Below are 19,249 nucleotides of genomic sequence, written 5' to 3'. Positions count from 1 at the left end.
TCAGCTCAGCACCTCGCGCACGCTCGCCGCGGCGTACGCGTTCCACAGCGGCATCCGGCGCAGCAGGTAGTGCCCGACCGCACCCATGTCGGTGAACTCCGCGTCGGCGACCTCGGCCGCGCGGGCGACGTAGGCCCGGGTGGCGCGGGGCGAGGTGATCCGGTCGAGGCGGCCGTGGGCGGCGCGGAGGACCTTGCCGGTCAGCGGCGCGACCGGGTCGTCGGCCGGGAGCCAGGGGGCGAGGGCGACGACGCCGCGCACCGACGGGTGGTCGGCGACGGCGACGCCGGTGCGGGCGCCCATCGAGTGGCCGAGGATCGCGACGGGGAGGCCGTGGGTGCGGGCGATCTCGTCGAGCGCCCAGCGCGCGTCGGCGACCGGCGCGGGCGGATGTCCGTGGCCGGCGTTCCATCCACGGACCCGGTAGCGCAGCACGACGACGCCGATCCCGTCGGCGGCCGCGACCCCGGCGACGTGGCGGGCCAGCGCCCGACCGCGACGCCACGACAGGCTGCGCCCGTCGACGGGGTCGGTCCCGTGCTGGGCGCCGCCGTGCAGCACGAGCGTGATCGCGCGGGCGGAGTCGGGGACCCAGGAGTCGGTGAACACCGGTGTCGCGGAGCTGGTCGTCATCTCGGGCATCACCGGGTCTTCGGAGCGGTCGGCGTCGTGGATGGGTCAGCCTCCGTGTCGTCGCAGCAGTTGGTAGGCCTCCAGTGTCGCCGCGCGCTGCTCCGCGTGGTCGACGATCGGCTCGGGGTAGTCGCCGACGGACGGGTCGGCGAGCTCGGGGATCCAGCGCCGAACGTACGCACCGTCCGGGTCGAACTTCTTGCCCTGGGTGGTCGGGTTGAAGATCCGGAAGTACGGCGCCGCGTCGGTGCCGCAGCCCGCGACCCACTGCCAGTTGTGCTGGTTGCTCGCCAGGTCGCCGTCGACGAGGTGGCGCATGAAGTGCCGGGCGCCGTGCTGCCACTCGACGTGCAGGTCCTTGACCAGGAAGGACGCCACGATCATCCGCACCCGGTTGTGCATCCAGCCCTCCGCCAGCAGCTGCCGCATCCCGGCATCGACGATCGGATAGCCGGTCCGGCCCTCCGCCCACGCCGCCAGTCGTCGCCGCAGCTCGGCGCCCGTGACGTACGGCAGGTCGCGCAGCTCGGGCCGGAAGTACTCCCGCGCGGATGCCGGCCAGTGGTGCAGCACGTGCGCGTAGAACTCGCGCCAGGCCAGCTCCTTGCGGAAGGTGGCGGCGTGCGGACTGCGCGCATCCAGGTCGGCGAGCACGGTGCGCGGGTGGATCGTGCCCCAGCGCAGGTCAGGGGAGAGCCGCGAGGTCGCGTCGAGGTCGGGGCGGTCGCGCACGTCGTCGTACGGCGTCCCGCGCCACGCCTCCCAGCGCGCCAGCGCTGCCGCTTCGCCCGCCTCGGGGAGGTCCACGCCGGCGATGTCCGGCTCGCCGGGCAGGTCGTCCGACGGCGCGCCCACCCAGTCGACCGAGGCCGGGTCGGACTCCGCGGGCGCCCGCCAGCCGTGGTCCACCCACGCGCGGTGGAACGGCGTGAACACCTGGTAGGGGCGACCGTCCTTGGTGAGCACCCGCCCCGGCGCGACGGCGTACGGCGACCCGGTGGCCACGAGCGGCACCGCACCGAGCGCCTCGGCGACCCGGTTGTCCCGGGCGGCGCCGTACGGACCGAAGTCGGCCGAGACGTGCACGGCACCCGCGCCGGCCTCGGCCACGACCTCGGGAACGACCGACTCCGGCCGGCCCGAGCGCACGACCAGGCCCGGGCCGAACTGCCGCAGCGACGCGTCGAGAGCCCGCAGGGTCCGCAGCAGGAAGGCGCGCCGGATGTCACCGGACGGCCTCCACAACGCGGGGTCGAGCACGAACAGCGGCAGCACCGGGCCGTCCGCCGAGGCGGCCAGCAGGGCCGGGTGGTCACCGAGCCGGAGGTCCCGACGGAACCACAGGATGCTCCCTCTCGCCCGACGGTCAGTCACCCGGCCATGCTGGCAGACGGTGCCTGAGCGATCTCAGTCCAACCCCAGGTCCTTGGTCGCCAGCTGGGCCGCGCGGAAGCCGGCCATGCCGTGCGCCCCCGGGCCGGGCGGCGCGGCGGCCGAGCACAGGTAGACCCCGCGGGCGCCGGTCCGGTACGGGTTGCGGCCGGGGCGCGGCCCGAGCAGCAGCGCGGTCGGCGACTTGGCGCCGGTGAGGATGTCGCCGCCGACGTAGTTGGTGTTGCCGGTCGCGAACTGCCCGGGCGAGGTGACGTGGACGCCGACGATCCGCTCGCGGAACCCGGGGGCGAAACGTTCGATCTGGGCGGTGATCGCCTCGGTGGCGTCGCCGTCGAAGCCGGCGGGGACGTGGGCGTAGCTGTAGACCGGGTGGACGTCGCCGCGGGAGCGGGACGGGTCGGCGACGTACTGCTGGCCGAGGAGCACGAACGGGCGCTCGGGCATCCGGCCGGAGCTCACCGCCTTCTCGTTCGCGATGATCTCCGCGGGGCCGCCGCCGAGGTGGACGGTGCCGGCGCGGGTGAGGTCGGCGTCGCGCCACGGGATGCCCTGCTCGACGGCGAAGTCGACCTTGAAGGCGGCCGGTCCGTAGCGGTAGCGGCGGTAGGCGCGGCGGGTGCCGGCGGGGAGCCGGTCGCCGTACAGGTCGAGGGCGGCGGTCGGCGAGAGGTTGAGCAGGACGGCGTCCGCGGCGGGCAGCTGGTCGAGCGAGGTCACGTGGGCCCCGGTCTCGATCCGGCCGCCGTGGTCGAGCAGCGCCTTGGCCAGCGCCTCGGTGAGCGCCTGGGTGCCGCCGACGACGACCGGCCAACCGTCGTGGTGGCCGGCGGTGAGGATGCCGGTGCCGATCGCGGAGGAGATGACCTCGGTGAGGGGGCGCATCGCGTGGGCCGTCGTACCGAGGAAGAGGGCGCGGGCCTGCTCGGTGCGGAAGAACCGGGCCAACACCGCGGCCGGGAGGACGGTGGGGGCGCCGAACCGGCCGAGCAGGAGCGGGTGGCGGGGGAGGTGGACGACCGGTCCGAGGATGTCGGCGGCGAGCTTGCCGTAGGCGCGCGACGGGCCGCCGAACAGAAGCCTCCAGCGACGCGCGTCGGCGCCCAGGCCGGCCGCGGTCTCCTCGACCGAGCGGTGCAGCAGCGCGGGGGCGGCGTCGTCGAGCGGGTGGGCGGCGTCGATCTCGGGCCAGGCCCACTGCAGGCCGTAGCGCTCCAGGCCGGCCAGTGCGGGGGAGCCGACGGCCATCGGGTGGAAGGCGGCGCAGTGGTCGACGAGGATCCCCTCGCCGAACGGCTGCGTGGTGCGGGTGCCGCCGCCGATCTCGTCGGCCGCCTCCAGCACGCTCACCTGTGCACCGGCGCGGGCCAGGGTCAGCGCGGCCGTCAGGCCGTTGGGCCCGCTGCCGATCACGATGGCGTCCGTCATGGTTCGACCGTACGACGAGCGCGTCGCGGGCGCCCATGTCCCGCGAGGCCGGACTTGGGGGACCGGCTTTGGTCCCGGCGCACAAGCGCCCCGGTCGTCACGCTCGGCCGGCCTCGACCAGGACCGCGCGCCCCAGCCAGTGGCAGGCGGTCAGCGCGAGCTCGATCGCCTGCCGGTCCGACCCGATCGGGCGGCCGAGTGCCTTCGCGGCGGACGCGATCCGGTACTTCACCGAGTTCTTGTGCATCAGCATCGCCTCGGCGGTGGCGGTGTAGCTGCTGTCGTGCTGGAAGAACAACAGCAGCGTGTGCCGCAGTCGTTCGTGCTGCTCGTCGTCGTGGGCGAGGTCGCCGAGTGTCTCGTGCACCCAGGTCCGCGTGGTGTCGAGGTCATGGGTCAGCAGCGAGGCGACCTTCAGCCCGGGCTCGTCGAAGCTGGTGACCGAGCGGCGCGGGTCGTCCCCGACGGTCGCGACCTGTTGGGCCCTCAGCGCCTCGAGGTGGGTGCGCCGGAAGCCGTCCACCCCGTGCGCCGGGCGGCCTAGCGCCAGGCGGGGCACCGGCGGCTCGCCCACCGCGGCGAGCCGGGACGCCAGCGCGCCGAGGTCGGGCACGGCGCCGTCAGGGTCGTCGGGGACCGCGAACCAGGCCCAGGCGGTGGCCCGGTCGTGCGGCACGAGCAGGGGAGCGCCGCGTGCATCCAGCTGTTCGGCGATCGCCGCCGCTGCCCGGGTGAAGCGGGTCAGCTGGTCCTGCTGGGCGCCTGTCTCGTGCACCCACAGCACGGCGCCGAGATGGTTGACGCGCAGCCGGTGGCCGAGCACCTTCTCGGCGGCGTCGACGTCGGTGACGGTGCCGGCGATCAGCTCGTCGACCCGGCCGGACCGGGCGCTGTTGCGCTCGGCCAGCCAACGCTCGCGCTCCTCCTCGTAGACGGTGATCACCCGCTGGGAGATCCAGTCGATGTAGTCGAAGGTGACCTCGACGACCTTCTCGTACGCCGCGGCCCGGGCCGGCGCGGGCGCGTCCATTCGCTGGCACTCGGCGAAGACCAGCTCGAGCAGGTTCTGCTGGCCGAGCCGGTAGGCACGGACCAGCGCGCTCACCGCGACCCCGCGCTGGGCGAGCCGCCGGGCGTACTCGTAGGCCGCCGACGGCGGCTCGATCTTGTCGAGGGCGATGTCGTGGCGCAGTGCGTTGAGGATGTTCTCGATGTTGCCCTCGATGCTCGCGTAGAGCAGGTCGATGATGACGGCGTCGCCGTCGAGCTCCTCGATCCGCGTCGCGAGCCGGTCGCGGAGCGCGCCGGTGAGGTCGGCGAGCCGCGACTGCAGTGCGGCCGCGACCACCTCGACGAGGTCGGCGCCGTCGGCACCGGTTCGCTCAGCCACGACCGGCATCCTCGCAGACGGGGGCAGCGTCGGGTCAGACCTGGCTCGGCTCACGTAGCAACCCCTTGACCAGCTTGCCGACCGAGTTCTTGGGCAGCTCGGTGCGGACCTCGAACTGCTCGGGCACCTTGTAGCGCGCGAGACGCGCCGCGCAGTGGACACGCAGCTCCTCGGGTGCCACGACGCGACCCGGCCGCGGGGCGACGTAGGCGACCGGGACCTCGCCCAGCACCGCGTCCGGCCGGCCGACGACGGCCGCCTCGAGCACCGCAGGGTGGGCGTAGAGGCACTCCTCGATCTCCTTGGGGTAGATGTTCTCGCCGCCGCGGATGATCAGGTCCTTGATCCGGTCGACGATGCGCAGGTACCCGTCCTCGTCGACGATCCCGACGTCGCCGGTGTGCAGCCACCCGTCCTTGATCACCTTCGCCGTCTCCTCGGGCCTGCCCAGGTAGCCGCGCATCACGTTCGCGCCGCGGATCACCACCTCGCCGCGCGCGCCCGGCGGCAGGTGCTCGCCGGACGGCGAGACGACCGCGACCTCCTGGCCCGGCAGGGCGATGCCGACGGTGCCGGGCTTGCGAGGTCCGTCGAGCGGGTTGATGTTCGAGGCGACGCTGCTCTCCGAGAGGCCGTAGCCCTCGACCACCGGCACCCCGAACCGCTTCTCGAACCGCATGATCAGCTCGGCCGGCATCGGCGCCGCCCCGCACACCAGGAACCGCAGCGAGGAGGTGTCCACCTCCCTGGTGGTGCGGGCGTCGAGCACGGCGTAGATCGTCGGCACCGCGGAGAAGTACGTCGGCCGGGCGGTCTCGACGAGCTCCCAGAAGGTGTCGGGGGCGAACCGGGGCGCGACCACCACGTCGCCGCCCGCGCGCAGCGGCGCGAGGGTGCCCGCGATCAGCCCGTTCGCGTGGAACAGCGGCAGGACCAGCAGGCTGGTGTCCGCGGCGCTCAGCGAGAAGTGCTCGACCAGCGAGCCGCTCATCGCGTCCAGGTTGGCGTGGTCGAGCAGCACGCCCTTGGGCCGCCCGGTCGTGCCGCTGGTGTAGATGATCAGCGCGAAGTCGTCGGCCGCCGCGGCCGGGCCGTCGTCCGGCTCCACGGCGAGGTCGTCGCCGTCGATCGACGCCGCGTCCAGCCAGGCGATCCCGACCGACGCGGCCAGCTCGCGCGCCCGCTCGTCGCCCACCAGCACCGCGGCCGCGGAGTCCTGCAGCTGGTAGCGGGCCTCGTCGTCGGTGAGCGCCGCGTTGACCGGAGTCAGCGCGGATCCTCGGTACCAGGCGGCGAACATGGTCGTGACGATCTCCGCGCAGTTCGGCAGCATCACCGCGACCGTGTCGCCCGGTGCGATCCCGAGAGCACCGAGCCGCTGCGCGAGCCGCCGTACGTCGGCCGCGAACCTCGCGTTGTCGAAGGCCCGTTCGCCGTCGCGGAGGCAGGACCCGGTGGGGTCCTGTGCAGCGCGGGCGAAGGGGATCTCGGCGAGCGGGCTCATGCGGGCACCTCGGCGGTGGCGCGCCGCCAGGTGACGGTGGTCGGGACCGGGCCGTTGGGCAGCCACGGCTGCTCCCTGACGCAGTCGGAGACCAGCCAGGTGCCGCGCTCGACGATGCCGAGCGCCGCGTCCATCACGAAGTACTCCTGGGTCTTCTTGTGGATCGGCTGCGACTCGACCCAGACCACGACGAACTCGCCGGGAGCGAAGCCGATCCGCTTCTGGATCGCCTCGATCAGCTGGTCGTCGTGCAGGTGGCCGTCGCCGAAGTTCCAGCCGATGACCGAGTTGCAGCAGAACTCGGCCTCGCGCAACGAGTAGGACTCGTACTCCTCGCCCAGGTAGTCCTGCATCACCGAGAACAGGCCCCGGCCCTGGCTGTGCATCGAGCGCCAGGCGAGCGTCATCTGCATGGTCATCTCCGCGACGTCCTGCGGGTAGCCCATGCCCTCGACGAGCTGGTCGATCTGGTTCTTCGCGGGCTTCTTGAGCTGGTTGAGCTTCGCCTCGGCGCCGGGCGCGAACGCCCACGTGGCCGAGGCCCAGTTGCCGGCGTACTGCCGCATCGAGGGGAGGAAGGAGACCAGGTCGGGGCGAAGGTTGCCGAGCACCGGGAAGAAGAGGAGCGCGGCGGCGAGCACCGGCAGCATCCACGGCCGGCTGAAGTCGCTCACGCCATAGCCGTCGCCCGCGAAGTGGCCGGCGAACAGGAACACGGTGATGTAGGCGAACAGGATGTTCCACTCCAGCGGTACGGCGAGCGGGAACGTCTGGGTGATGAACAGGTGGAAGAGCACCATCGAGCCGACCGCGAGCAGGGTGATGGTCCAGCTGGTGCTGAACAGCAGGACCAGGGGGACGACCAGCTCTGCCGTCGTACCGAGGACGTGGGCCATGAACCAGGCGATCCGCGAGGGCTTGAGGTCGTCGGGCAGCGAGCGGTAGTGCGCGCGCTTGACGATCTTGGGGGCGAAGGGCGCGTTGGAGACCATCGGCGGGACGACGTTCTCGAAGTGCGCGTTCATCTTGGAGATCGCCGCACCCACCCAGACGATCACGATGACGAGCTTCGCCGCCACGACGAAGTCGACGAGGGTGAGCACGCTGCCGGCGAGGCTGGAGATCAGGAGGATCGGCAGGTACTGCTCGCCGCGGGCGGCGAGGAACAGGATCTTGTCGCGCAGGCCGCAGAGCACCAGCAGCGCGGCGGAGAGGGCCATGAAGCGCGGGTCGACCATCTCGATGCCGCCCAAGCCGTCGATCCGGGTGCTGCCGCCCGCGACGATGCCGACCAGGAAGCAGGCCAGGGTCGCGAGGTACAGCAGCACGTCGAACACGCTGCGGTTGTCGCCCGAGGTGAACGGCACCTTGCCCGGCCAGGGAGGGAGCCGGATCGTGTCCGGTCGCGCCCAGTAGGAGATGCCCCCGGTCATCGGCTTGAAGTGCGCCGCCAGCGGGCCCCAGGTGCCGCCGATGCCGAACAGCTCGAGGAAGAGCGTCCACAGCACGAGCTTCTGGTAGATCACCGGCTGGTCCCACCACTGCGCGACGTCGAGCGGGCCGCCGACACCGGAGGTGAGCGTCGCGAGCGCGACGCCGCCGCCGATGTGGAGGACGAGCAGCTTCACGATGTAGATCGTGTGCACCATCTTCGGGGTGCCGAAGCCGTACTCGGCCCAGAAGGTGGCGAGGAAGCGGATCCGCTCCTGACGGGGACGGGCGAGCAGGTCCGCGGGGTCGGCGGGTGGGGCATCGGGGGTGAGGAAAGGCATCGGTCTGGCTCCTTCGGGACGGCCGCCGCAGCGGGTGTCCCGACCGTAGGTTCGCGACTGTGTCGACGGTCACGGCCACGACGACCGAAGATCCCGGCGGCCTTCGTCCTCGACGGACAAGTGCGCGCGAGATGGCTACGGTGGCCACATGCGGGTCCCCGAGTTCTCCGACGAGCAGATCGCCGCCGACCTCGCCGCCGCGGCCGCCGAGCTCGGCGAGCCGCTGACGGCGGCGGGGTACGACGGCTGGCAGCGCCAGCGCAACGCGGCCTCGCCCGCCCTGCTGATCCGCCGGTTCGGGTCGTGGAACGCCGCCTGTGCGCACGCCGGCGTCGCCACCAACAAGACCCGCTCCACCAGCCGCCGGTGGAGCGACGACGACGTGGTGGCGATCGTGGCGCGCTACCTCGCCGAGCCCGGCAGCGCCGGCTCGTTCGCCGACTACGCCGCCTGGGCCAAGGCCCGGGACGGCGTACCGAGCGGGGCGACGCTGCGGCAGCGGTTCTCGTGGGCCGAGGTCAAGAAGCGGGCCGGAGAGCTGTCGTGACCCCGGCGCTGGACGCGAGTACGGCGGCCGCGCAGCGCGACCACGCGGCCCGGCTGCGCGAGCGGCTCGGCCTCGCCGAGGCGCCGATCCTGTCGGCCACCGGGCTCTGGCTGCTGCTCGCCGCCGTGGCGGAGTCGGTGACCGACCCCGCCGACCGGCGCGCGCTGGAGGACGCGCTGGGCGTGCCGGCCGTGGACGCCACGGCGACGGTGGGCGCCCTGCTCGCCGACCCGCACCCCGCCGTGGGCGCCGCCCTCGGCGGCTGGGTGCGTCCCGACCTGACGCTGCGCGCTCCCGTGCCGGGACCGGTCCCGGTCGGTCCGCTGCCCGGCCAGGCCGCCCTCGACGCCTGGGCCCGCGAGCACACCCGCGGCCTGATCCCCACCTTCCCGGCCCAGGTCGACGCCCGCACCCTGCTGCTGCTCGCCTCCGCCCTGGTCACCGAGCCGCGCTGGCGCGCGCGGCTGCAGGCCGACCGCGACGGGCGGCTGCTGCTCGACGACGGGCTCCAGGCCCTCGTCGCCACCGAGGCCGCCGGTGTCGTGGCGCTCGCGTGCCCGCCCACCGACGACGGCATCGACGTGCTCAGCGTGATCGCGGCTCCCGGCGTCGCTGCGGCGGACGTGTGGCGCGCCGTCGACGAGGTCGTGGCCCACCGCCTCGGCGGCGGGCTCGCCGCGGGCGACCGGCCCTCCGGGCCGTTGGCCGACGGCCACGCCTGGCGGGTGCGTGAGGTCGTCGAGTCGTTCGTCGCCCGGCAGGCGCCCCAGGACGGCGCCGAGCTGTGGACCAGCCGGCTCCCCGCGTGGAAGGCCGATGCCCGGCACGACCTCAGCGCCGCGCCCGGTGTCGCCGAGGTCGGTCGCGGTGTCGCCGGGCTGCTGCCACCCGAGGCACTGCGCGAGGGGATCGACCTGGAGTGCGTGCAGGCCGCCACCGCGACCTACGACACCGACGGGTTCCGGGCCGCCGCCGTCACGGCGCTCTCGGTGCGGGCGGCCGGGATGCCGTCGTACGTCGAGCGCCGGGTGCGGCGCGTCGAGCTTGCCTTCGACCGCCCGCACGCCGTGGTCGCCGTGGCCCGGGGCGGTGCGTGGGACGGTGTGCCGCTGTTCCACGCGTGGGTGACAATGACAGCATGACTGTCATTCCCAGTGACCGGCTGGCCGCGCTCGAGCCCGCCTGCACCCTCTCCGACGCCCTGGCGCTGTTCGACAGCCTCCCGGCCGTGCGGGCCGACGAGATCACCGGCCGCTGGCACGGTCGCGAGCTCGCGACCGGTCATCCCATGGACGGGCTGCTGGCGGCGTCGGGCTGGTACGGCAAGCAGTTCGACTCCGTCGACGAGGTGCACCCGCTGCTGTTCCGGGCGCCGTCCGGCGACATCGTCTCGGTCGACCCCCGCCGGATCCCGTTCGGCGTGGTCGACAAGATCCCGTCCGGCGTGGTGGCCCGCGGCCGCACGGTGATGGGGGCGGCCCTGCCGGCTCTGCGCACGAAGCGGCCGCGGGCCCGGCTGCGCAACGTGGAGTACCGGGGCGTGGTCACTGCGGGGATGAGCTACGACCACCTGCCGATCATCGACCTGTTCCGCCGAGTCGACGACGACACCCTGCTCGGGTGCATGGACCTGCGCGACGCAGCGCCGTACTTCTTCGTGCTGGTGCGCGACTGACTCACGCGGGGTAGGCGGACCCGCGCAGGAGCCGCGCCAGGTGGGCGGCGTTGGCCGCCAACGTCTTCGTCGTCCCGGCGGTCTTCTCCGGCTCCGGGTCGAGGTCCTGGTAGTCCGTCGACTGCATCGCCTCGCCGACCCAGTAGGTGACCCCGTTGGCGGGGATGGTGAACCCGACGTCGCTCAGCGCCTGGAACACCTCTGCAGAGACGTGGTGGGCGCCGTCCTCGTTGCCGACCACCGCGACGCCCGCGACCTTGCCGGAGGTGGGCATCCGGCCCTCGTCGTCGGTCTCGCCGAGCTCGGCGTCGAGCCGCTCGAGCACCACCTTGCACACCGAGGCCGGCTGCCCCATCCAGATCGGGGTCGCGATCACCAGGATGTCGGCGTCGAGGACCTGTCGCCGGATCAGCGGCCACTCGTCGCCGTCGCCCTCGTCGGTGCTGACGCCGAAGGCGACGTGGTGGTCGACGACGCGAACCAGCGTGCCCTGCACGCCGTGCTCCTCGAGCGCACTGAGCACGCGGCGGCCGAGCAGCTCGGAGCTGGAGGGCGCGGGCGTCGCCTTGAGGGTGCAGCAGAGCACGAGCGCGCGAAGGGGAGCGGTGGAGGTGGTGTCGTCCATGCGCCGGGCGGTACCCGGCTCCCGAGCGGGAACCCGGGTCAGGCCAGCGCGACGGCCAGCAGCACCACGGCCACGGCCGGGAGGGCGAGCTGGGTGATCGCGGCGCGCGCCTTGCCGGGCGAGGACAGCAGCAGGACCAGGCCCGCGGCGACCATCGAGCCGGCGCCGCAGAACACCAGCGTCGCGCCCACCCGGTCGTCCTCCGCGCCGAACGCCGCGATGCCGCCTGCGGTGACGAGGGCCAGGAAGAGGTTGTAGAAGCCCTGGTTGAAGGCCAGCTCCTTCGTCGCCTCCGCCTCGGCCTGGCTGGTGCCGAAGGTGGCGCGGGTGCGGGCGCTGGTCCAGGTCAGCGACTCCATCACCCAGATGTAGACGTGGAGCAGGGCGGCGAGGCCGGCGAACACCAGCGCAGCAGCGGTCATGTCAGGGATTCTGGCGCTCGGTCGAGGCGCTGTCGAGGTAGGCCGCGAGCCCGGTCGGCGCGCGCCCGGTCAGCCGCTCCACGTGGTCGGTCACGCCGGCCATCTCGCCCGCGGCGATCGCGGTGTAGGTGGAGACCCAGGCGTCGTACTGCCATTGCGGGGCCTCCCAGCGCAGCCGCGACGCGTAGGCCTCCTCGACGGTCTCGTCGTGGTAGCGGACCCGGCGGCCGGTGTGGGCGGTCAGGACCTCGGCGACCTCGGTGAAGGTCGGCGCGTCCGGCCCGGTGAGGTCGTAGGTGGCGCCGGCGTGGTCCGCGGGCGCGAGGAGCACGGCGACCGCGCAGGCCGCGACGTCGTCGCGGGTCACCGCCGCCACCCGCCCGTCACCGGCCGGGCCGCGGATCACGCCGTCCTCGCCGACCAGGTCGGGCAGGAAGTCGAGGTAGAAGCTGTCGCGCAGGAAGGTGAACCCCATCCCGCAGGCACGCACGTGCTGCTCGGTCGCCCAGTGGTCGCGCGCCAGGGTGAAGGTGGCGTCGGGCGCGGCGCCGAGGAACGAGGTGTAGACGACGTGCTCGACGCCGGCCGCCGCTGCCGCATCGACGAACGTCAGGTGCTGCTCGAGGCGGTCGGCCGACTCGGCGGCCGAGACCATGAGCAGGGTGCGCACGCCCTCGAGCGAGGCGGCCGCCAGCTCGCTGTCGCCGTACGTCGAGCGGGCGACCGTCGCGCCGGGCAGCTCGGGGGCGCGGCTCGGATCGCGCGCCAGCAGCCGCTGCTCGACGCCGCGCGCCGCGAGGGCTCGGGCGACGCGTCCCCCGAGCCCTCCCGTCGCACCGGTGACCGCAAGGGTCACAGAAGGCCTTCCTTCTCGAGCCAGTCCTTCGCGATGGTCGCGGCCGGCAGCTCCTCGTCGACGCTGCGGGCGTCGAGGTCGACCAGGTCGTCGGGCGACATGGCGGCGCTGACCTTGTTGATGACACCCACGGCCTTGTCGCTCAGGTCGTCGCTGGCGACCGGGACGACGTGGGAGGCGAGGAACAGTCCCTTGGTGTCCTCGAGGGCGACCAGGTCGTTCTTCTTGATCGACGGGTCGCCGGTGTAGATGATCGCGAGCTGGATCGAGCCGTCCTTGAGGGCCTTGACGGTGAGCGGGCCGCCGCCGTCCTCGATCGGCGTGAAGGCCACGTCGACGCCGTAGGCCTTCTTGAGTCCCTTGGGGCCGTTGGGGCGGTCCTCGGCCTCGGAGTTGGCGCCGAAGGTCATCTTCTCGGTGACCTTCGCGAGGTCGTCGATCGTCGTCAGTCCGTACTTCTCGGCGAACGCCCGGGTCACGACGTAGGAGTCCTGGTCGGTGGCCGGCGACTGGTCCAGCACCTCCAGGCCCTTCTCCTCGGCGGCGTCCTCGAGCTCGGCGTACACGTCGTCGGCCAGGCGGGCCTTGGTGTCGGGCTTCCAGACCTGCAGCAGCGGGCCGGTGTACTCCGGGAACAGGTCGATCGAGCCGCTCTCGATCTCGGGGAGGTAGCCCTCGCGCTGGCCGATCCGGAGGTCGCGCTCGACCTTGATGCCGGCGGCCTCGAGCGCCTGGGCGTAGGCCTCGGCGATGATCTCGTTGGAGTAGTAGTCCTGCGAGCCGATCACGATCGTGTCGCCGCCCTTGTCGCCCGTGCTGAGCGGGTCGTCGCTGCCGCACGCGGTGAGGGAGAGCGCGGCAGCCGCGACCAGGGCGAGACCGACCGCTGTGGATCGGCGGGGGGTGCGGGTCATGACGGAACCTTTCGGGTGGTGGGGCGGCTGGCCCGCTGCAGGGCAGCCATGGTGAGGTCGAGCACGAGGGCCAACGCCGCCACGAGCAGCGCGCCGGCGAGCATCTCGTCGTAGTGCCGGGACTTGAGGCCGGAGAACAGGTAGCGGCCGAGGCCGGTGTCGGAGATGTACGCCGCCAGGGTGGCCGTGGCGACGACCTGCAGCGTCGCTGCCCGCACCCCACCGAGCAGGACGTCGGCGCCGAGCGGGATCTCGACCCGGGTGACCAGCTGCCACTCGCTCATCCCGACCGCGCGGGCGGCGTCGACGGCTCCGCGGTCGGCGGCCTCGATGCCGGCGTAGGCGCCGGCGAGCAGCGACGGGAACGCCAGCGCGACCAGCGCGAGCAGCGGCGCCTGCAGGCCGATCCCGAGCGCGAGTCCGAGCAGGGTGAGCAGGCCGAGGGTCGGGACCGCTCGCACGGCCCCGGCGAGCGCGACCACGACCAGCCGGCCGCGGCCGGTGTGTCCGATCAGGATGCCGAGCGGGATCGCGAGCACGGCGGCGATGGCGACCGCGGCGAAGGTGACCAGCAGGTGCTGCACGATCCGGTGGTCGATGCCGCCCGGCCCGCCCCAGTGGGCGCCGTCGGCGATCCAGGCCAGGGCGTCGGCGAAGAGGTTCACCTCGCCGCTCCCGTCGGAGTGGCCGTCCGCCAGGGCGTGGCGACCCGGCCGATGGCGACGAGCAGCACGTCCAGGGCGACGGCGAGCAGCATGGTGCCGACGACGCCGGTGACGATCTCGGCGCGGATGTCGCGCTGGAAGCCGTCGGTGAGCAGGTTGCCCAGGCTCGGGATGCCGACCAGGGCGCCGATGGTGACCAGGCTGACCGTGCTGACCGTGATCACCCGGATCCCCGACAGCAGCACGGGTACGGCGAGCGGCAGGTCGACCTTCCAGAACAGCCCGGAGCGCGAGTAGCCCATCGCCTCGGCCGCCTCGCGCACGCGGGTGTCGACGGAGCGGAACGCGTCGGCTGCGGTGCCGGCCAGCAGGGCGGTGCCGTAGACGGCGAGCGCGACGACCAGGGTGAGGCCGGAGCGCAGCGGGATGCCGAGCAGGACGGGGATCACGATGAGCAGCGGCAGGGCGGGCACGGAGTAGAGCAGGCTCGCGGTGCCGAGCACGACGGTGCCGGCGCGCGGCCAGCGCCAGGCGACCCGGCCGAGCACGATCGCGACCAGCACGCTGACCACGATGGCGGGCACCGACAGCCGCAGGTGCTGGACGAGCATGTCCAGGACGTAGGCGCGGTTGGCGTCGAGCCAGGTCACGCGAGGACACCCACCGGCCGGCCGTCGCCGTCGACCACGACCTTGCGGCCGTCGACGTCGACGGTGCGCAGCGCCCGCTCCGCGCGGTCGGAGCCGATGAAGTCGCGCACGAAGTCGTCGGCCGGTGCGGCGACGATCTCCTGGGGGGTGCCGGTCTGCGCGACGATCCCGCCGGTGCGCAGGATGACGACCTCGTCGCCGAGCCGGAACGCCTCGTCGATGTCGTGGGTGACCAGCACGATGGTCTTGCCGAGCTCGGCCTGCAGCTGCAGCAGCTGGTCCTGCAGGCCACGCCGCACGATCGGGTCGACCGCGCCGAACGGCTCGTCCATCAACAAGATGTTGGGGTCCGCGGCCAGCGCCCGCGCCACCGCGACCCGCTGCTGCTGGCCGCCCGAGAGCTGCACCGGGTAGCGCTTCCCCAGCGCGGGGTCGATCCCGACCCGCTCGAGCAGGGCCAGCGCGGCCTCGCGGGCCGCGCGCTTCGGCGTACCGGTGAGGACCGGGACGGTCGCGACGTTGTCGACCACGCGCCGGTGGGGGAGCAGTCCGCCGGCCTGCGGGACGTAGCCGATCGAGCGGCGCAGATCGACCTTGTCGAGGTCGCGGACGTCGCGCTCGTCGATCAGGACCGAGCCCGTGGTGGGCTCGACCATGCGGTTGACCATCCGCATCAGCGTCGTCTTGCCCGACCCCGAGGTGCCGACCAGCGCGAGGGTGCGGTGGGAAGGGACGGTGCACGAGAAGCCCGTGACGGCGACGGTGCCGTCGGGGTAGGTCTTGCCGACGTCGCGGAACTCGATCCCCATGCGTGGCACCCTACGGTGCTGGGCGGACAACGGGGTGGAGGTGCGCGCCAGCAAGGTGCGCGCACGGTGCGAGGCGGCGCGCGGGTCAGGCCGGCGGTACGTCGCCCTCCGGCGCCAGCGCGGCGGCGTACGGGCTGCGCGCGATGCTCGTCGCCAGCGTCGGCGACACGTCGTTGTCCGCGAGCCATCCCCGGACCGCCTCGACGACGACCTCGACCGGGGCCCCGTTCAGCGCCAGCCGCCGCCGCAGCTCGCTGACGGTGTGGATCGGCGCCGGCGCCGGCGTGCGGAGCTTGAGGTCATCGGTGAATCGGATGCTCATGGCGGCGACGCTAGGGCGGCCTTCATGAAGGAAACATGAAGAGGACGCCGGGTATCGCGCCGAGCCGTCGGGTACCGCCCGGTGAACCGACGAGAGGAGCACGAACCCATGAGCACGATCGAGAAGTCCGTCACTGTCGAGGTTCCCGTCCGCACGGCCTACGACCAGTGGACCCAGTTCGAGACCTTCCCGTCCTTCATGGAGGGCGTCGAGGAGGTCCGCCAGCTCGACGACACCCACCTGCACTGGCGCGCCGACATCGCGGGCGTGCACCGCGAGTGGGACGCGGAGATCGTCGACCAGACGCCCGACGAGCGGATCACCTGGCGCGCCCTCGGCGGCACGAAGAACGACGGCACCGTCTCCTTCGCGCCCGACGAGCTCGGTAGCGCGACGCGGGTCACCCTGCGGATGGAGTTCGAGCCCGAGGGCATCGTGGAGAAGACCGGGGACGCGTTGCGGATCATCGACCGGCGCACCGAGGGCGACCTCGAGCGCTTCAAGCAGTTCATCGAGACCCGCGGCACCGAGACCGGTGGCTGGCGCGGCGACGTGCGGCCCGGCGACGCCGACAACCCGGCGCTGTAGTGAGTTTCACCGGCCGACCGGTGAAACTCGCGCTTGGACGAGGAAGCTTCCTCGTCCAGGCGCGAGTTCCGTCGTCCGAGCTCGTCGTTATGTCGCCTCGGACGCGAGCGCCACGATGGCGTCGAACCGCGCACCCATCTGCTCGGCCAGCGCCTGGGCGGCCCTGAGCGGGCGCACCATCACCATGAAGTCGGTGATCAGACCCTCGTCGTCGAGGACGAGGAAGTCGCAGCCGGTGAGCTCGAGGCCGTCGACGGTCGCCTCGAACACGAGGGCGTGGCCGGTGGCGTCCTCGAGCTCACGCACGTAGCGGAAGTCCTGGAACACCTCGATCACGTTCGCCAGGATCGCGCCGGTGATCGCCTTGCCCGCATAGGGCTTGTGGGCGACGGGGCTGCGGAAGACGACGTCCTCGGCCAGGCAGGCCCGCATCGCCGCGACGTCACGGGCCTCCACGGCCGCCCGGAACGCGCTGCTCACAGCGTCGCCGCCAGCTCGGTGCCCTGCTTGATCGCGCGCTTGGCGTCCAGCTCGGCAGCGAGGTCCGCGCCGCCGATCAGGTGCACCCGGCCGGGGAAGGCCGAGGCGACCAGGTCGTCGTACAGACCGCGGACGGACTCCTGGCCCGCGCACACGACGACGTGGTCGACGTCGAGCACCTGCGAGGTCCCGTCGACGGTGATGTGGAGGCCGGCGTCGTCGACCCGGTCGTAGCTGACCCCGCTGAGCTGGTGCACGCCGAGGTCCTTGACCGCTGCGCGGTGCACCCAGCCCGACGTCTTGCCGAGGCCCTTGCCCTGCGCGGACTCCTTGCGCTGCAGCAGCCAGACCTCGCGGGCCGGGGTGCGCGGCGTCTTGTCCGTGACGCCACCGCGGACGACGCCCGGATCGGCGACGCCCCAGTGCGCCTTCCACTCCTCGAGGGTCTCCGGCGCGTGCGCCAGCAGCTCGGTCACGTCGAAGCCGATGCCGCCGGCACCCATCACCGCGACCTTCGCGCCCACGGCCACCCGGCCGGTGATCGCATCCGGGTAGGAGACGACCTTCGCGTGGTCGATGCCCGGGACGGCCGGCGTGCGCGGCTCGACGCCGGTCGCGACCACGACCTCGTCGTACCCGGCCAGCAGGTCGGGCGTCGCGCGGGTCGCGAGCTTCACGTTGACGCCGAGGACCTCCATGCGGCGGCGGAAGTAGCGCAGGGTCTCGGCGAACTCCTCCTTGCCGGGGATCTGCATCGCCAGCCGGAACTGGCCGCCCAGCTCCTCGGAGGCCTCGAACAGGGTGACGTCGTGGCCGCGCTCGGCGGCGCTGACGGCTGTCGCCAGTCCGGCGGGGCCACCGCCGACGACCGCGACCCGCTTCGCGCGACGGGTCGGGCTGAGCACCAGCGTCGTCTCGTGGCAGGCGCGCGGGTTGACCAGGCAGGAGGCCCGCTTGGCCTGGAAGGTGTGGTCGAGGCAGGCCTGGTTGCAGCCGATGCAGGTGTTGATCTCGTCGGCGCGACCGTCGCGGGCCTTGGCGACGAGATCGGCGTCGGCGAGGAACGGGCGGGCCATCGAGACCAGGTCGACGCCCTGCTCCAGCACGGACTCCGCGACGTCGGGGGTGTTGATCCGGTTGCTCGCACACACCGGGATCGAGACCTCGGCCTTGAGGCGCAGCGTGCTGTCGACCCAGGCACCGCGCGGGACACTGGTGACGATCGTGGGCACCCGCGCCTCGTGCCAGCCGATGCCTGTGTTGAAGACGCTGGCACCGGCCTCCTCGAGCTTGTGCGCGAGCTCGACGGTCTCGGCCCAGGTCTGGCCGTCGGGCACCAGGTCGAGCAGCGACATCCGGTACATCACGAAGAAGTCCGGCAGCTCCTGGCGGATCCGGCGCACCACCTCGACGGGGAAGCGCATCCGGTTCTCGGCCGACCCGCCCCACTTGTCGGTACGACGATTGGTGCGCGACGCGAGGAACTGGTTGATCAGGTAGCCCTCGGAGCCCATCACCTCGATGCCGTCGTACCCCGCCTTCTGCGCGAGCTTGGCGGAGGCGACGAAGTCGTCGATGGTGCGCTCGACCGCGCGGCCGGACAGGGCGGACGCCTTGAACGGCGTGATCGGCGACTTGGTCGCGCTCGCCGAGACGCTGAACGGCGTGTAGCCGTAGCGGCCGGCGTGCAGCAGCTGCAGCGCGATCCTCCCGCCGTGGGCGTGGACCGCCTCGGTCACCCGCTGGTGACGGTGGGCGTTGAGGCGGGTGGTCATCTGCGAGCCGAACGGCAGCAGCCACCCGCGCACGTTGGGAGAGTAGCCGCCGGTGACGATCAGGCCGACGCCGCCGGCCGCGCGCTCGGCGAAGTACGCCGCCAGCTCGTCGACGTGCCAGGGCCGGTCCTCGAGACCGGTGTGCATCGAGCCCATCACCGCACGGGACTGGAGCTCGAGGCCGCCGACGGTGGCCGGGGTCGTGAGCAGGGGGTAGGTGGTCATCGGGACTCCTTGCGGGTGTGGGCGTCGAGGTACTCGGTCAGCCAGCGGATCCAGAACTCCTCCATGAGGAGGCCGCCGCGCAGCACGAGGTAGATGTCGAGGTCGGCGTCGGCCAGCGCGCCGGGGTCGGGGAAGTCGCGGGCGGCGAGGTACTCGTAGAGCGAGAGCCGCTTGGTGTGCTCGTCGAGCTGGCGGCGCAGGTCGTCGAGGAGTGCCGCCCGGTCGCCGTACGACGCCCCGCGCATCTTGACGCTGACGCTGCTGCGCATCGCGTCGGGTGCGGTCGGCTCGCCGATCCAGCGGGCGAGCTCGGCGCGGCCGGCGTCCGTGACGCCATAGATCTTCTTGGTGGGGCGGTCGGCCTGGGCGACGGCCTCGGAGGTGATCCAGCCGTCGCCCTCCATCCGGCCCAGGACGCGGTAGATCTGCTGGTGCGTCGCGGACCAGAAGAACCCGATCGAGGCGTCGAAGCGTCGCACCAGGTCGGAGCCGGAGGCGGCGCGCTCACTCAGCGACACGAGGATCGCGTGCTCGAGGGCCATGGCCCCAGCGTGCCCCAGACGGCGAGGCTATGCAA

The 19,249-nt window shown here is 72.9% G+C and carries 21 protein-coding genes; 4 read left to right on the top strand and 17 right to left on the bottom strand.

Annotated features, from left to right (window positions below):
- The 6 genes from QI633_RS16925 to QI633_RS16900 form a co-directional block, all read right to left on the bottom strand.
- Positions 1–633, bottom strand: coding sequence for an alpha/beta fold hydrolase (locus QI633_RS16925; RefSeq protein ID WP_141798136.1), 633 nt, complete (start codon positions 631–633; stop codon positions 1–3).
- Positions 634–678: 45 nt separating this feature from the next.
- Positions 679–2,007: a deoxyribodipyrimidine photo-lyase gene (locus tag QI633_RS16920; RefSeq protein WP_282426411.1), complete on the bottom strand. Its 1,329-nt coding sequence runs from the start codon at positions 2,005–2,007 to the stop codon at positions 679–681.
- A 33-nt stretch (positions 2,008–2,040) separates the two neighbouring features.
- Positions 2,041–3,453 (bottom strand): NAD(P)/FAD-dependent oxidoreductase, encoded by a 1,413-nt coding sequence (locus QI633_RS16915; RefSeq protein WP_282426410.1) that lies wholly within the window; start codon positions 3,451–3,453, stop codon positions 2,041–2,043.
- Between the two features lie 97 nt (positions 3,454–3,550).
- The gene (locus tag QI633_RS16910; RefSeq protein WP_282426409.1) at positions 3,551–4,843 is read right to left on the bottom strand and encodes a helix-turn-helix domain-containing protein; all 1,293 of its coding nucleotides are present in this window, start codon (positions 4,841–4,843) and stop codon (positions 3,551–3,553) included.
- 34 nt (positions 4,844–4,877) lie between these two features.
- Positions 4,878–6,347 carry an AMP-binding protein gene (locus QI633_RS16905; RefSeq protein WP_282426408.1) on the bottom strand — a complete coding sequence of 490 codons (1,470 nt, stop codon included), beginning with the start codon at positions 6,345–6,347 and terminating at the stop codon, positions 4,878–4,880.
- On the bottom strand, positions 6,344–8,119 hold the full coding sequence (locus QI633_RS16900; RefSeq protein ID WP_141798140.1) for a DUF3556 domain-containing protein: 1,776 nt from the start codon (positions 8,117–8,119) through the stop codon (positions 6,344–6,346). The genes QI633_RS16905 and QI633_RS16900 overlap by 4 nt, the downstream gene beginning before the upstream one ends.
- A 148-nt stretch (positions 8,120–8,267) precedes the next feature.
- Between QI633_RS16900 and QI633_RS16895 the strand changes: the two genes are divergently transcribed.
- From QI633_RS16895 to QI633_RS16885, 3 genes are read left to right on the top strand one after another with little or no spacing between them, the layout of a single operon-like run.
- Positions 8,268–8,666 carry a hypothetical protein gene (locus QI633_RS16895; RefSeq protein WP_141798141.1) on the top strand — a complete coding sequence of 133 codons (399 nt, stop codon included), beginning with the start codon at positions 8,268–8,270 and terminating at the stop codon, positions 8,664–8,666.
- Positions 8,663–9,808 (top strand): hypothetical protein, encoded by a 1,146-nt coding sequence (locus QI633_RS16890; protein WP_282426407.1) that lies wholly within the window; start codon positions 8,663–8,665, stop codon positions 9,806–9,808. Before QI633_RS16895 ends, QI633_RS16890 begins: the two co-directional genes overlap by 4 nt.
- On the top strand, positions 9,805–10,341 hold the full coding sequence (locus tag QI633_RS16885) for a DUF4334 domain-containing protein (RefSeq protein ID WP_282426406.1): 537 nt from the start codon (positions 9,805–9,807) through the stop codon (positions 10,339–10,341). The genes QI633_RS16890 and QI633_RS16885 overlap by 4 nt, the downstream gene beginning before the upstream one ends.
- Position 10,342: 1 nt before the next feature.
- On the opposite strand, the gene QI633_RS16880 is transcribed toward QI633_RS16885, so the two are convergent.
- From QI633_RS16880 to QI633_RS16845, 8 genes are all read right to left on the bottom strand, one after another.
- Positions 10,343–10,966, bottom strand: coding sequence for an NAD(P)H-dependent oxidoreductase (locus tag QI633_RS16880; protein WP_282426405.1), 624 nt, complete (start codon positions 10,964–10,966; stop codon positions 10,343–10,345).
- 38 nt (positions 10,967–11,004) lie between these two features.
- Positions 11,005–11,388, bottom strand: coding sequence for a DUF1304 domain-containing protein (locus QI633_RS16875; protein WP_282426404.1), 384 nt, complete (start codon positions 11,386–11,388; stop codon positions 11,005–11,007).
- A 1-nt stretch (position 11,389) separates the two neighbouring features.
- Complete coding sequence (locus QI633_RS16870; RefSeq protein ID WP_282426403.1) at positions 11,390–12,244, bottom strand: SDR family oxidoreductase; 855 nt, start codon at positions 12,242–12,244, stop codon at positions 11,390–11,392.
- Positions 12,241–13,158: an ABC transporter substrate-binding protein gene (locus QI633_RS16865; protein WP_282426402.1), complete on the bottom strand. Its 918-nt coding sequence runs from the start codon at positions 13,156–13,158 to the stop codon at positions 12,241–12,243. The genes QI633_RS16870 and QI633_RS16865 overlap by 4 nt, the downstream gene beginning before the upstream one ends.
- Positions 13,155–13,823 carry an ABC transporter permease subunit gene (locus QI633_RS16860; RefSeq protein ID WP_141798146.1) on the bottom strand — a complete coding sequence of 223 codons (669 nt, stop codon included), beginning with the start codon at positions 13,821–13,823 and terminating at the stop codon, positions 13,155–13,157. Before QI633_RS16860 ends, QI633_RS16865 begins: the two co-directional genes overlap by 4 nt.
- Positions 13,820–14,473: an ABC transporter permease subunit gene (locus tag QI633_RS16855; RefSeq protein WP_282426401.1), complete on the bottom strand. Its 654-nt coding sequence runs from the start codon at positions 14,471–14,473 to the stop codon at positions 13,820–13,822. Before QI633_RS16855 ends, QI633_RS16860 begins: the two co-directional genes overlap by 4 nt.
- A complete protein-coding gene (locus QI633_RS16850) occupies positions 14,470–15,282 on the bottom strand; it encodes an ATP-binding cassette domain-containing protein (protein WP_282426400.1) in 813 nt (270 codons plus the stop codon). The genes QI633_RS16855 and QI633_RS16850 overlap by 4 nt, the downstream gene beginning before the upstream one ends.
- An 85-nt stretch (positions 15,283–15,367) precedes the next feature.
- Positions 15,368–15,604 carry a hypothetical protein gene (locus QI633_RS16845; protein WP_141798149.1) on the bottom strand — a complete coding sequence of 79 codons (237 nt, stop codon included), beginning with the start codon at positions 15,602–15,604 and terminating at the stop codon, positions 15,368–15,370.
- 108 nt (positions 15,605–15,712) lie between these two features.
- Between QI633_RS16845 and QI633_RS16840 the strand changes: the two genes are divergently transcribed.
- Positions 15,713–16,192 (top strand): SRPBCC family protein, encoded by a 480-nt coding sequence (locus QI633_RS16840; RefSeq protein WP_282426399.1) that lies wholly within the window; start codon positions 15,713–15,715, stop codon positions 16,190–16,192.
- Between the two features lie 87 nt (positions 16,193–16,279).
- On the opposite strand, the gene QI633_RS16835 is transcribed toward QI633_RS16840, so the two are convergent.
- From QI633_RS16835 to QI633_RS16825, 3 genes are read right to left on the bottom strand one after another with little or no spacing between them, the layout of a single operon-like run.
- The gene (locus tag QI633_RS16835; protein ID WP_282426398.1) at positions 16,280–16,672 is read right to left on the bottom strand and encodes a nuclear transport factor 2 family protein; all 393 of its coding nucleotides are present in this window, start codon (positions 16,670–16,672) and stop codon (positions 16,280–16,282) included.
- Positions 16,669–18,672 carry an NADPH-dependent 2,4-dienoyl-CoA reductase gene (locus QI633_RS16830; RefSeq protein ID WP_282426397.1) on the bottom strand — a complete coding sequence of 668 codons (2,004 nt, stop codon included), beginning with the start codon at positions 18,670–18,672 and terminating at the stop codon, positions 16,669–16,671. Before QI633_RS16830 ends, QI633_RS16835 begins: the two co-directional genes overlap by 4 nt.
- Positions 18,669–19,214 carry a PadR family transcriptional regulator gene (locus QI633_RS16825; protein WP_282426396.1) on the bottom strand — a complete coding sequence of 182 codons (546 nt, stop codon included), beginning with the start codon at positions 19,212–19,214 and terminating at the stop codon, positions 18,669–18,671. The genes QI633_RS16830 and QI633_RS16825 overlap by 4 nt, the downstream gene beginning before the upstream one ends.
- Positions 19,215–19,249 lie beyond the last annotated feature (35 nt).

This window comes from Nocardioides sp. QY071, from assembly GCF_029961765.1.
Taxonomy (GTDB): domain Bacteria; phylum Actinomycetota; class Actinomycetes; order Propionibacteriales; family Nocardioidaceae; genus Nocardioides.
Note: the sequence above shows the minus strand (reverse complement) of the source record. Positions and strands in the feature narration are given on the sequence as shown.